The 12,937-nt window shown below is 65.2% G+C and carries 11 protein-coding genes; 7 read left to right on the top strand and 4 right to left on the bottom strand.

The window, feature by feature from the left end; translation table 11 throughout:
* Positions 1–23: 23 nt before the first annotated feature.
* Positions 24–302, bottom strand: a complete 279-nt coding sequence (locus tag GNX95_RS01470) for a hypothetical protein (RefSeq protein WP_163505171.1) — start codon at positions 300–302, stop codon at positions 24–26.
* Between the two features lie 150 nt (positions 303–452).
* Here GNX95_RS01470 and GNX95_RS01465 point away from each other — a divergent pair, with 150 nt between their 5' ends.
* On the top strand, positions 453–1,832 hold the full coding sequence (locus tag GNX95_RS01465) for a serine hydrolase domain-containing protein (protein ID WP_163505169.1): 1,380 nt from the start codon (positions 453–455) through the stop codon (positions 1,830–1,832).
* Positions 1,833–1,966: 134 nt separating this feature from the next.
* Positions 1,967–4,900, top strand: a complete 2,934-nt coding sequence (locus tag GNX95_RS01460; protein WP_163505167.1) for an AfsR/SARP family transcriptional regulator — start codon at positions 1,967–1,969, stop codon at positions 4,898–4,900.
* 22 nt (positions 4,901–4,922) lie between these two features.
* Here the strand turns inward: GNX95_RS01460 and GNX95_RS01455 are convergent, their stop codons facing one another.
* Both GNX95_RS01455 and GNX95_RS01450 read right to left on the bottom strand, forming a co-directional pair.
* Entirely contained in the window at positions 4,923–5,465 is a 543-nt protein-coding gene (locus tag GNX95_RS01455) for a phosphopantetheine-binding protein (RefSeq protein ID WP_163505165.1), read from the bottom strand.
* Positions 5,462–6,256 carry an AfsR/SARP family transcriptional regulator gene (locus GNX95_RS01450; protein ID WP_163505163.1) on the bottom strand — a complete coding sequence of 265 codons (795 nt, stop codon included), beginning with the start codon at positions 6,254–6,256 and terminating at the stop codon, positions 5,462–5,464. Before GNX95_RS01450 ends, GNX95_RS01455 begins: the two co-directional genes overlap by 4 nt.
* Positions 6,257–6,568: 312 nt before the next feature.
* Between GNX95_RS01450 and lanL the strand changes: the two genes are divergently transcribed.
* The 5 genes from lanL (at position 6,569) to GNX95_RS42355 (ending at position 12,261) form a co-directional block, all read left to right on the top strand.
* Entirely contained in the window at positions 6,569–9,316 is a 2,748-nt protein-coding gene (gene lanL, locus GNX95_RS01445; RefSeq protein ID WP_163505161.1) for a class IV lanthionine synthetase LanL, read from the top strand.
* Between the two features lie 90 nt (positions 9,317–9,406).
* Complete coding sequence (locus GNX95_RS01440; RefSeq protein ID WP_222853324.1) at positions 9,407–10,861, top strand: IS701 family transposase; 1,455 nt, start codon at positions 9,407–9,409, stop codon at positions 10,859–10,861.
* A 236-nt stretch (positions 10,862–11,097) separates the two neighbouring features.
* Positions 11,098–11,499, top strand: a complete 402-nt coding sequence (locus GNX95_RS01435; protein WP_163505159.1) for a hypothetical protein — start codon at positions 11,098–11,100, stop codon at positions 11,497–11,499.
* Between the two features lie 292 nt (positions 11,500–11,791).
* Complete coding sequence (locus GNX95_RS42360; protein ID WP_222853677.1) at positions 11,792–11,914, top strand: peptide deformylase; 123 nt, start codon at positions 11,792–11,794, stop codon at positions 11,912–11,914.
* Positions 11,878–12,261, top strand: coding sequence for a peptide deformylase (locus GNX95_RS42355; RefSeq protein WP_222853323.1), 384 nt, complete (start codon positions 11,878–11,880; stop codon positions 12,259–12,261). The genes GNX95_RS42360 and GNX95_RS42355 overlap by 37 nt, the downstream gene beginning before the upstream one ends.
* Before the next feature lie 106 nt (positions 12,262–12,367).
* Here GNX95_RS42355 and GNX95_RS01425 read toward each other — a convergent pair whose 3' ends face one another.
* Positions 12,368–12,811: a BMP family ABC transporter substrate-binding protein gene (locus GNX95_RS01425; RefSeq protein WP_163505157.1), complete on the bottom strand. Its 444-nt coding sequence runs from the start codon at positions 12,809–12,811 to the stop codon at positions 12,368–12,370.
* Between the last annotated feature and the right edge of the window lie 126 nt (positions 12,812–12,937).

The raw sequence follows: 12,937 nt of genomic DNA, 5'->3' as shown, positions 1-12,937 counted from the left end.
ACCCGCGAATGGTGACAACGCTGCTACTCGCTCTTTTCCGTTCCCGGCGTGGCGAAGGTGAAGCACTTGCCGAAGCAGGACTGACAAGTGCTGGAGAAGGTGCCGCCACAGGTTCTGCCTAGTTCCGAGTCGTTGTGACAGCTGACGGGAAACAGGTCGATGTCCTCCTCGAAATAGGGATCGACACCGACGCGGTCATCGACGGATTCCACCGTGAGGTCGATCGAGTCGACGATGGGGGTGGTGGCAAGAGCCATGTCCTCAACTGCCTTTCGGTTTTCGGACCAACGGCGGACATCCACGGTTGCGCGGCTACTCCGACGCCCGTGTCAACTCCTCACATTAGGACTCGGCGCTTTCAGAACGCCTTCAAAATCGTTCCGTCCGACCTCAGGCTCACGGCTTTGCCGCGTACCGACCGTCCGGCGCCATCGGCGGGATATCCTGCCGGCGTGGGAACCGCGTTGCGATCGGCTGCTGCCCAACTCATCACCAATTTGACAGCGACCAGCGCGATCCCCGCCGTGTGCGTGACCGCGTTCGACCGCGAGGGAGAGATTTTCACCTTCTGCCACGGGCCGCGCGACATCGACTGCCCGCGGACGCCGCTCGACCCGTACACCCGGTTCCGAACGTACTCACTGACCAAGATGTTCACCGCGACCGTCATTCTCCGGCTCGTCGATGACGGACGGATACGTCTGGATCAGCCGATCAGCTCGTTCCTACCGTCCGGCGCGCCGGACGCCCTCCGAGCGGCGACCGTGCGACAACTGCTCGGCCACATGTCCGGACTGGTCCGCGACACCGGCGCGACCGCGATCGGTCGCGATCTGGCCGACTATGTCACTATGGCGGCGATCCACACGCCCTCCATCGCCCCGCCCGGGATCATCTACGCGTACAGCGACGCGGGGTTCGCATTGCTGGGACATCTCGTCGAACAGGTCACCGGAACGGAATTTTCCCGCGCCGTGAACGAATGGCTGTTCGAACCGCTGGGCATGCGATCATCGTGCTTCGACAACGGTGGTGATCCGGCGTCCGTCAGCGCGGAGCACGCGATGTCCCGAGACGGCGTGATGATGTCGATCGCGCCGAGAAAACCGGCACCGGGTGAGAGACCGGCCAACGGCGCGTTCTCCTCATGCCACGACATCGCCAGATTCGGCATGGCGCATCTGCGTGGACGACTGCCGCTGAAGTCCTCGCAGCGGCTGGTCTCGGCGGGGCTGCTGAGCGACATGAGCAACCGAGGCGCGGATATCGGCCTCGACGTGGACTTCCACTACGGACTGGGCGCCTACGTCGGCCCACGCTTCGGCGAAGACCTTGGTTACGGCAACCTCGGTCATGGACTCGGGTGCTGGAGCCGGCTCGTCCTGTTGCCGCGGTCCGGACTCGGCCTGGCGTGGTTCGACAATCTGGCCGGCTCGCTCGAGCTGAACTGGCGCCGCGAGGAAACAATCCAACAGATACTGGCGGTGGCGGGAGCCGAGCGCCCAAGCTGGGAGTGCCTGCCCGACCCCACTCGGGTGCCGCCGGAACAGGCGGTGGGCTCCTATCGGCGGCTGACCGGGCGACCGCTGCTCGTCCAGCTACGCGATGATCGCCTCCGCATTGGCAACGACGCTGTCACCGTCCCCCTGCGTTGGCACCACGGCTCGACATATGTGGCTGCCGCCGACGCCGACCGTGCTGCCGCGTCCCTCGTACCGACCTGGACGCCGTCAGCACTCACCAGCCCATGCACCGTACGGTTCGTCCCGTCGGAGACAGCGACGGTGAACTACCTGTCGGTCAATGGCGTACCCTTCCGGCGAAATCTTTGACCTTCCACGCGCCGGCCACGGTTGCGGACATCAGCGCTCCGGCCCGCGATGCCCGCCGTGTTTGGGCGATCACAGTCGCGGCCGATGACCAGAACCGGCAACGACAAAGTCCGGCGTGACGGAAAATCGCCGCGGTGCTGTGGGACGATGGCGGTGTGACTATCGGCGACCAGGGCGCCGGACAGCCTGACCGCGCATCCGAACAGCCACGCCGCACCGACCAGACCGTCGGCCTACGCCTTCTCGGCGCCTTCGAAATAGCGGTAAACGGCCGGCCACTGATCGTCCGTGGCCGTCAGCGTACGGCCTTGGCCGTGCTGGCGGTGAACGCCAATCGCGCGGTGCCCGTACGCACCCTCGCCGGACATCTGTGGCCGGACCAGGACCGCAAGGACAGCCGCAACGGTGTGCAATGGCTGGTCACCCAGTTGCGGCGGCGGGTCGGCGCGGATCTCATCGAAACAACGCCCAACGGATATCGCCTGCGTGCGGACGCGACCACGCTGGACATCCTGCGGTTCCGTGACCTGCTGACCGAGGCGCAAAGCGCGCGGGAAGCGGCGGATCCGGGAGCCGAGCGCCGGTCACTTCAGTCGGCCCTGCGCCTCTGGCGCGGTGAACCGTTTCACGACTGCGGGTCACCGATGTTGGCGAAGACCGCCGCACCCGCGCTCGTCGAAGCCTGGCTGGACGCGCTGGAGCGCCGAATCGATCTCGATCTTTCCGACGGCCGCCACGGTCAGGTCATCGACGAGCTGTACGAGCTCGTCGGTCGCTACCCGCTTCGGGAAACGCTATGGGAGCGCCTGATGCTGGCGCTGCACTTCTGCGGGCGGCGCAGTGATGCACTGGCCGCATTCCGGACCGCGGACGCCATATCCCGGGACAAGCTCGGTCTCGACGTCAATCAGCGGCTCGCCGACCTGCATCAGGCGATCCTGACCAACGATCCTTCCCTGGGCCGGCCGACCAACTCGACGCCCGCGAGCGGCGACGCGCGGGAACCGGATGCTCCGCACGTACCACGGCAGCTGCCTGCCGCCAGTGCGACGTTTGTCGGCCGCACCGAGGCTCTCGCGGCTCTGGACTCTCTCATTGCCGAGCAGCCCACAACCGGATCGACCGAGACGACAGCGGCACGTCGGGTAGGCGTCGTCGCGATCGATGGCACGGGTGGCGTCGGAAAGACCGCGTTGGCACTGCACTGGGCGCATCGTGTCAAGGCGGCGTTCCCGGATGGCCAGATCTTCGTTAATCTGCGCGGATACGGCGCGGGCGAGCCGCTGGAACCACTCGACGCGCTGGACATGATGCTGCGATCCCTGGAAGTGCCGGAGAACCAAATTCCGGTCGATCCCGATGGCCGGGCCGCCCGGCTGCGTAGTGAGCTGGCCGATCGGCGCATGTTGGTCGTCCTGGACAACGTTCGCGACAGCGGCCAGGTCGAACCGCTGCTCCCCGGCGCGAACTCGCTGGTCATCGTCACGAGCCGGCGACAGCTCGGCGAGCTGGCGGTCCGCGTCGGCGCTCGACGGATTTCCTTGGACCTGCTGCCCTCCTCCGAAGCGTTGACTCTCTTTTCGACCGTAGCCGGAGAAACGCGAGTGAAGGCGGAGCCGGCCGCCGCCGCCGCGATCGTCACACTGTGCGCCCGGCTGCCACTCGCGGTCAGGCTGGCGGCCGAATACGCCGCACGGCATCCGGACTGGTCACTTGTGGACCTGCGCGCGTCGTTGTCGCAGACCCACGACCGCCTCGAAAACCTGTCCGTCGAAGCAGACCAGGGAACGAACCTGCACGCGGTCTTCGGTTGGTCCTACGCCGCACTGGACACCGAAGCCGCAGCCATGTTCGACGCGCTGGGGCTGCATCCTGGCAGCGACATCAGCCTCGGCGCCGCAGCCAGCCTCGGCGGGTTTTCGCTGGCCGACGCGCGGGCCAGACTCGTCAAACTGATGAGTGCGAGCCTGGTCGAACAACGACGATCCGGCCGGTTCGAAATGCATGACCTGCTGCACGAGTACGCCGCCGGCAAGGCCATGCCGCCGGCGGTCGATCGGTCGGCCGCGATCGGCCGCCTTTTCAGCTGGTATGTGCACACGGCCGTCAATGCCCGTGACAGGTTGACCAATGTCGACCACGGCCTGGCCATTCCGGCACGCGTGGACGATCGTGTTTATCCAGAAAATTTCGACACCGACGAGGCCGCCATCGACTGGTTCGGCACCGAACGCAAGACGATAGTCGCGTTGGTTCAGTCGCCCCGCACTAGTGGCGAACACCGCAGTGCGGTCATTCTTTTCCTCTTCAGCTGGAACTACTTCTACCAGCGCGCGTACTGGAACGACCTTCGGTTGCTGGGAGAATCAGCGCTGCGGTCCGCCCGTATGGTGGCTGACAAATTCCTGGAGGCGAAATGCCTCAACGCGCTGAACACGTCCTATCTGAAACTCGGAGCTCCGGACAGGGCGATCGAGGTCAGCCTGCGTGCACTGGCGCTGTTCAAGGAGGTCGGATCGACACACGGCCAGATGCTGTCCTTGATGAACCTGGGCGCCACCTACGTCGACGCCAAGCAGTTCGGCGCGGCAGAGGAGGTCCTGAACGAGGCGCTGTCGTTCGGCGACGACGTCGACCAGCACCTGCACGGCATGATCCTGCTCAATCTGGCCGAAGCTCAGTTGGGGCTTCGCGACCTCGCGGCTGCTCTCGACTGCGCGAAAGCGGCGACGGAGCTATTTCGCAAACTCGACAACCGGTCGGCCACCGCGTACGCAATGGACGCCCTGGCGATGGTCCACGCCGCCACCGACAATCATTCCGCGGCCATTCGGACCTTCCGCGATGCGGTCAATATCGCCGACGAAACCGAAACGAGCGCTTTGCGGGTGTCCACCAGGGTCAAGCTCGGCAAGCAGTTGGCAGCTGCCGGCGACCTCACCCAGGCCGTCGCGACCTGGCGGGAGGCAGAGAAAATCTGCCTCGACCGCGCGGACGGAACCGCTGACGCCATATCCAGCCTCATCGTGGCGGCCGAGCAGCACGGAGAGAATGCCGAATACAAATGAGAAAAGGTTAACCTCCTCGTCATCAGTTGCGCCAACCCGAGCTGTTCGTCCTGGTCCGCGCGATCACCGCGGCCATCTCGCGAAAAGACTCGGTTTCGAACAATTGACTCGGGTCCATCTCCACGCCCAGTCGCTCGGAAAGAATGCCCACGATCTCCACCGCCATCAACGAGTCCCCGCCGATGCTGACCAAGTCGTCGGTCATGCTCACGCGGACCGACGGAATGAGCTCGTGGAGCACCGCCGCGAGAATTTTCTCGGTCTCGGTGACTGGCGCCTCGTACGGGAAGACGAACGCTCCGTCTGCCACCAACGCGCGAGCAGCGGCCTCATCGACGGCACCGTGGTCATGGCGCGGAATCGCATCGACGATCGCGACCACCAGATCATCGCCGGTGCTCTCGCCGGCCCTCATCACCAGGTCGCGCAGCACCGGACCGGGGCGGTAGCCCTGCCGGACCAGCACGACAGTCACCACGTCGCTCTGCTCGTCGGCAAGCGTCGCGGCATCCCGAATATGCGGAATCTGTAACAACCGACTGCACAAGGTTTCCACCGGGATCATCGAATCCGGTCTCCGTTCGGCTGGGAATTGCGAAGAAGCTCAGGCGCGTATTGCCGGACACGCTCGGCCTGAAGGATCCGCCGGTACACCGACTGGAGTTCGCCTGAGGGATCGCAACCGAGTTCGTCGGCGAGGCGACCGCGGACGTAGTCGTATGCCTTCAGTGCCTCGGCGGGCCGGCCGGTGAGGTCGAGCGCGGTGATGAGCCGCACCCAGAGCGGCTCACGATGCGGAAACCGCGCGATCATGTCCTGGAGATCGGCGACGATAGTGGCGTAGTTTCCTTCCTCGAGATCGAGATCCACCCGCCGCTCGAAAGCAGCCAGGTATTTCTCCGCCAACCCCGGGCCAGCCTCATTTCTCAGCCGCAGCGAGCCGGTGTCGACCAGCGGCTCGCCTCGCCAGAGTGCGAGTGCTTCGTCCAGCATGGGCCGCTCCAACGACCGGCCGGCGGTTTTCGCCTCCATGACAAGAGACTGGAAACGAACCGCGTCCACCGAAAGCGGATCCACGTCCAGCAGGTAACCGTGCGGCTCCGTGCGAATGACGGTGGAGTCGATACAAGCACGCAACCGGTTCACCAGGCTCTGCAGGCTTGCCCGCGGCCGGATCGGCGGCTGCTCGTCCCACACCAGTTCTGTGAGTGTCATGATCGGCACCACCCGCTGGGCGGAAAGTGCGAGCGAGGTCAGAAGGGCACGTAACCGCTTGCCAGACATCGGCAACGGACGGTCATCAACACTCAGTTCGAACGGACCAAGTACGCTAATCACCAACTGACGCGCAGCCATTCTCCGTACTCCCAGGTGAGCTGCCTACCACTGGATCGTAAGGGCGGTGCGGTGGAACGTAGCAGAAATGTTTAACGCTCAACAGACTGCCCGCGGCGGAGCTTTCCAACGGCACAGGCATCACCTTCGCGCGACGTGACCGGCCAGGTGTTCTGGACTGGAAACTACAGCCAAACCAATGCGAAACCACAGCGAGACCACAGTGGATTCCCTCCGATCATGGCGCTTCGCGCAACGCATTCCTCCGTGCGGGCCGGCGTGTTATCGTCGGCGCTCTCCACCAACAACGCGGGTGCGTGAGAGGTGTCTTCCTTGGCAGCGGACAACCGACCCGACGACGGCGCGGATCTGACGAAACTGTTTCTGCCAATCTTGGAGCGGGTCAGCGAGGTCGACCGGTGGGCGATGCGGACGGAGCGGTTCTGGTGCTATGTCCAGCCGCCCGGTCACTGCCCGCGGCTTCAGGGCTGGAAGCTTCACGTCAGCGCGACACTGACATCCGCGCCGGCCGTGCTGCGGCAAGCAACCGAAGTCCTTCTCAGCCACCGCGCTGCTTTCAAGTTCGCAAAAGGACTGGAGCAGGTCGCCCAACTCAACTCGACGCGATACCAACGCGGCGGCAGCGGAAAGGTCATCACCGTCTATCCGGACGACGACGACCATTTTCGGTTACTGGCCGAAGAATTGCACAAGGCCACGCACGGACTGGCCGGCCCTGCCATTCTCTCTGATCGGCGATACCGACCCGACAGTCTGGTCCACTACCGCTACGGCGGGTTTACCGACCAGCTCACCAGGTTGGACATCGACGGCTCGTACGTCCCGATGGTCGTCGCCCCGGACGGGACCTGGATCGAGGACCGGCGAGAGCCGTGGTTTAGCGCTCCGAGCTGGGCGCCGCATCCGCTGCCACACGCCACCGCTCCGGTCGATCCGCCACGACCGCGGGGAAACCCTGTCCTGATCGGCGGGCGATTCCTCGTCGCGGAGGCGATCCGGCATTCCAACCGCGGCGGCGTCTATCGTGCCCTCGACCAGGACACCGGCAAACGCACCATTCTCAAGGAGGCGCGGCCGAACGTCGCGACGACCGTCGAAGGCGACGACGCACAGACCATGCTCCGCGCCGAGGCACAGATGCTCGACGAGCTCGCGCCGTTGGGTCTCGTGCCACGCAACGTTGCGTTCTTCGAGCACGGCGGCCACGCTTTCCTGGCAGAGGAGGAGATCCCCGGCACGTCCCTACGGCATTTCGTGCAGGAGAGATGCCGACTCGACTCCTCCCGCCGTCCAGCGCCATCGGAAGTTGTCGCGACCGCGCGCAAGCTGGTGGATCTTCTCATCGCGGTCCACAACGAGGGGCTCGTGTTGCGCGATCTCAACCCCGGCAACATCATCGTGACTCCGGACGGCGACCTCCGACTGGTCGACCTGGAGTTCGCGGCCCGGCCCGGCGAACCGGTGATCGCGGTCCGTACCGCCGGATACACCGCACCCGAACAACTGGCCGCCGAGCGGTACGGTCCGGCGCCGGAGCGGACGGCGGATCTCTACAGTCTCGGTGCCACCATCCTGTACGTTTCCACCGGAATGACGCCGGTGCTGGCCGCGGACGACCCGCCGGTCCGACGACTGGGCGACCGGCTGGCGTCGCTCGTCCGGCTCGCCGCCCGCGACAACCCCACCCTGGGGCGGCTGTCCCCGCTCGTTGTCGGCCTGACCGCCGATGATCCAGATTCCCGCTGGAGCCTCGACCGCGCCGCGGTGTTCCTGCGGTTTCCCGGCACAAGTGAAGGCGTTCGACAATCCGGGAAACCCGAACGGCTCGATCCGGACGTTCAGGAGAACTTCTTACGCGACATCCTGGCGTACACGGTCGAGCAGATGGCCTCCGACGACCAGGCACCGTGGCCGGCGGCCACAGCGGACACGCGAACTGGCGACCACTGCAATGTCCACGCCGGCGCGGGAGGAACGATCGCGGTGCTCAGCCGGGCCGTCCAGGTGTACGGCGACGCGAAACTGCGGCACGGCCTCGCCGTAGCGGCACGCTGGCTGGACGCCGCACTTTGGCGAGAACCGCGGGTGTTGCCAGGCCTCTTCTTCGGACGCTCGGGAGCGGCGTGGGCGCTCTACGATGCCGCTCGCACACTGGAGGATGACGAACTGACTGGCAGCGCGATAGCGTACGCCAAGAGGATTCCTCTGCGCTGGCCGAATCCCGACGTCACCCACGGCACCGCCGGCGCCGGCATCGCCCAGCTCGCGCTGTGGCGGGCGACCGGAGACAACGAGTTCCGTGACCGCGCCCAATACTGCGCGCAGTCGGTGTTGCAGGCCCGAGTCAGCGACGGGGACGGTTGGCTGTGGCCGATCCCGGAAGACTTCCCATCCCAGTTGGCCGGCACGGTGCACTACGGCTTCGCACACGGTACTGCCGGCATCGCAACCTTCTTGCTCGCCGCCGGAACTGCGCTCGACAACCGAGAACTCGTCGACGTCGCACTGGGATGCGGGAAGCTGCTGTGCGCCAATGCTGACCGACTCCAGGATCTCGCCGTTTGGCCGGTCGGCCCGCCTGGCATCGGCAAGGGAAGCCACCAGGAACTCAGGACAAGCTGGTGGTGCAGCGGTTCCGGCGGCGTCGGAGCGTTTCTGGTCCGGCTCTGGCAAGCCACTGGCGACCGGCGTTTTCTGGAGGTGGCCGAACTCGCGGCGACGGCCGCCCGGCGCGACCGATGGTTCCTCAGCCCGATCCACTGCCACGGCAACGCCGGCAACGGCGAACTGCTGCTGGACCTGGCCGCGGCGGCACCACGGCCGGACCCGTACTTGACCGGCGCCGCCGAAATCGCGGCGTGCATCCACAGTCGCGCCGTACGCCGAAGCGGACGGATGGTCGTGCCGAACGAGTTCATGCAGGAGATGACCTTCAGCTACGGTCTCGGCCTCGCCGGCGTCGCTGGATTCCTATTACGGCTGTGCCATGGCGGCCCCCGCTGGTTCATGCCTGACGACCAAGCCCGGCTGGCATTCGGTCAGCAAACACGGCGAACCTAGGTACGGCAGCCGCACTTAGCGGTCTTGGCCGGTGAGCGCGTCGGCGTGTCGTGTTGATCATGGGGGCAGCCGCCTCGAGATCATCAGTTTGTGAGAAAAGAGATCGGTGAGGCGGCTGCTGTTGCCATCGTAGAGGGTGAGTTGGCGGGGTCGAATTTGGCCAGGTTGCATGGCTTGTTGCGGCCGTGTTTTAGCCGGGTGGAGCCGTTTGTGCAGGCGGGGAAGTATGTCGCGGCGTTGATGACCGATCTGCCGCGCAAGAACGGGTGGACGGTTGCCGAGCATGCCGGTGACGCGACGCCCGACCGGATGCAGCGGCTGCTGAATCACGCGGTGTGGGATCACGCGGTGTGGGATCACGCGGTGTGGGATCACGCGGTGTGGGATCACGCGGTGTGGGATCACGCGGTGTGGGATCACGCGGTGTGGGATCACGAGGCCGCTATCGCGGCGATCCGTGGGTTGGTCACCGAGGTGTTGGGGAACCGGCCGCTGCGGGTGGCGGCGGTGGATGAGTCTGGGCAGCAGAAGCAGGGCCGGGCGACGGCCGGGGTGCAACGCCAGTACATGGGCTGCGCCGGTCGGGTCGCCAACGGTGTGAACACTGTTTATTGCTCGTATGCGACCGATTCCGGGCATGCCCTGGTTGGTGCCAAGATCTACGTTCCGGTGAACCAGCTGAATGATCCAGATCGCCGTGCCGCGCTGGGAATCGGCGACGATGTCGTATTTCGGACCAAGTGGCAGTTGGCCACGGATATTTTCGTCGATATGGTCGCCGAGGGCACGATGCCGCCGTGGTGTGCCGCTGACGAAGTTTACGGGCGGGCTGGTGATTTTCGGGCTTTTCTTGAGGGCAACGGCACCGGATACGTCGTCCGGGTTGGGTGTGCTTTCCAGGTTGACGTGGCGTCAGGGCCGCCGATACGGGCTGATGACCTGGTGAGGCGTTTCCTGCTGCCGGAATCGTGGCAGATCTGCTCGGTGGCCGGCTCCAAAGGCGAACGCGCGTATGCCTGGGCCTGGGTCGGCACCGCCAGCCCACGTCATTTTCTATTGATACGCCAGCACCTGGACACCGGTGAGCTGGCCTACCACTACTGCTACGTCCCACCAGGCGAGCCGATCCAGTTCATGACCCTGGTACGGGTGGCGTGCCTGCGGTGGCCGGTCGAGGAAGATTTCGAGTTCGGCAAAGACCAATTCGGGCTCGACCAATCCCAGGTCCGCCTGTATACCGCGCTATTCCGCCACATCGTGCTGACCATGGCTGCTCTGGCCGTCTGTGCGATTACCGCCACGCAGGCCAAAACCCGCGCGTCGGCGCCCGTCCTGCCCCACACACCGGACGACCAGCCGCCGCCTGACATTGGCATGATCGCCCTGACCATCGCCGAGATCAAACGCCTATTCGCCCTGGTCACCCGCCAGATCTGGCCCGACACCCACCACCTGCACTGGAACCTATGGAGACGACGCCACCAAACCCGTGCACGATGGTTCCACCACCGAACCCGACTCCGCAGACAACACCAGCCGGCGTAACAAGATCAAAGTGCGGCTGCCGTATAGTCCCGGATCTGTGCCAACCTCGGCAATGCGGCTCCAGCGCGGAGGTGCCGGCGTGTATAGCTGACGTCATGGCAAATTCGTCGCAGAGAGGTCGACCGTCGGCCAGGAGGCGTACGGCGCACCTAGACGACTTTGTCGGCGACCGATCGGCCGGTCGGCACTCGAGGCTGCTGTGTTGGCTTTCCGTCGCGATCAGCAGCACGCTCATCGTGCTGATCGTCAGCGTCATAGGTTACGGTTTTTCGCACCAGGACTCGAAGATCGGCAGCGGCTACGTCGCACCAGGCGGTCGCCTGCTGTTGTCCCCCGACGACCCGCAGGCCACCTGCGTCATCACGGCGCCGGGACGACGCAGCGAAACGGTGACGCTGACGCGCTCGTCGGCGAAGCGACTGGTGCGCCTCTGGGACGGTCAGGCGGTGTCTCCGCCGGCCGGCGCACGCATCAGCTGCGCCGGTGACGTCATCGTCATCGCCGGGCCGGTGACCTGGCTGGCGCCACTCGGTCAGTGCGGGATCCTGATCGTGCCACTGCTCATCTGGGACGCCGTGGCGGCGACGCTGCTCGTACGCCGCCGCACACCTCCGTCTGGGGCCTTCAAACGTCCATGACGGCCGAGGCGATGCCGTTCCAGACAGCGATCGACCGTCACGACAATGATGGGCGGCACATTTTCGCCTGGTCCACCGACGACCCACCGCTCAACGCTCGCTACCAGCTGGAATGGAACTTTCGAAACACCACCAAGACGGCGGAGCACATCACGATTCCGAGCGAGAAGATGCGGGCCGTCGGCATTGTCCAAGACGGCGACCCAATTCTTCGCCGACAAGCCGGCCCTTCAGACTCCCCGAAGAGAGCCAAGACGCTCTGCGCGTCATCTCCGAACTTCAGTCTGCCGCGATGCGCGTCGCCCGCGTCCACACCTGGGGCAAAGGGATGGGCATCGCCGCGCCGCAGATCGGCATCGAACGCGCCGCCGCCATCGTATGCCCCCTGGCAGCACCGACAGCCTGGTTCTCCTGAACCCCACGATCATCGACAGCAGTGTCGAGACCGACGAACAGTACGAAGGATGCATGAGCTTTTTCGACGTACGCTGCCGAATACCGCGGCCACTCACCATCCACGTCGAGCACTTCGACCTCGACGGCACACCACGAGTCACCGTGTTCGACCACGGCATGGCACGCCTGGTCTCACACGAAATCGTCCACCTCAAGGGCATCCTCTGCTGCGACCTGCTGCCACCCGGACGCCAACCGACGCCGGTCGACCAATGCCGAGGAACCGGCAGCAACTGGCAGTACGGCTGGACCGGCTCTGACGGCTCTGACAACGACCACGATTCGCGACGAAACGCCCCCGTCTGAGGCCTGACGGTGGCGCCTCCATGCCTGATGTGGCCCGACCCAGTTGGACGGCTCGACCGACGGGTCGAGCCGTCTACACACGGCGGTGGCTCTGCCGGCGTCGAGGTCAGGCGTCGTGCCTTTGGATTGCCTGCTGCAGCACGGCCTGGAGTTGAGCGTTGTTAGCGGCGCTGACGCTGACGAGATTGTGTTGCTGTGGCTGGTCTTTGTCGATGACGATGAAGGTGATGGTGGGGTAGCGATGTGCGTTGCCCGCGGTGGCCGCGACAGGCCCGGTGCCGGTGGCGACGATGACGGCGCATTGTCGTTGGGTGAGGGTGTTGAGGTAGGGAACGGCGTTTTGCGTGGTTGATGGCCCGTTGATGGGCAGGTATTGGATCTTGGCACGGCTACGCAGGGACGCCTTCTGCATTTCCGACCAGGCGGTCGCGGCGCTGGTTCCGGGGGCGGTGCCGGTGGCGTCGGTGAGCAGGCATGCGGTGGTGGCGGTGTATTGCCGTGCGCGGGTCGGGCTGGAGCGCAGCGACAATGTGAGGGAAACAGCGACCACGACCGCGACTGTAGTGACCGTGATCACGGCCAAAATAGCGCGTCTGGACAGCCGTACACCACCGATACGCATGTATGGATCTCATTTCCCCGTGAGAGCGCGGTTCCCGGATCGGTCCGAGGGCCG

The sequence above is a fragment of the Fodinicola acaciae genome, assembly GCF_010993745.1.
GTDB classification, from domain to species: domain Bacteria; phylum Actinomycetota; class Actinomycetes; order Mycobacteriales; family HKI-0501; genus Fodinicola; species Fodinicola acaciae.
This window is presented reverse-complemented; position numbering and strand designations above follow the sequence as displayed.

Bases quoted from the DNA above. Each gene is read 5' to 3' on its own strand.
- GNX95_RS01455 (WP_163505165.1), bottom strand. From the start codon at position 5,465: ATGATCCCGGTGGAAACCTTGTGCAGTCGGTTGTTACAGATTCCGCAT.
- GNX95_RS01450 (WP_163505163.1), bottom strand. From the start codon at position 6,256: ATGGCTGCGCGTCAGTTGGTGATTAGCGTACTTGGTCCGTTCGAACTG.
- GNX95_RS42360 (WP_222853677.1), top strand. From the start codon at position 11,792: ATGCGCGTCGCCCGCGTCCACACCTGGGGCAAAGGGATGGGCATCGCC.
- GNX95_RS42355 (WP_222853323.1), top strand. From the start codon at position 11,878: ATGCCCCCTGGCAGCACCGACAGCCTGGTTCTCCTGAACCCCACGATC.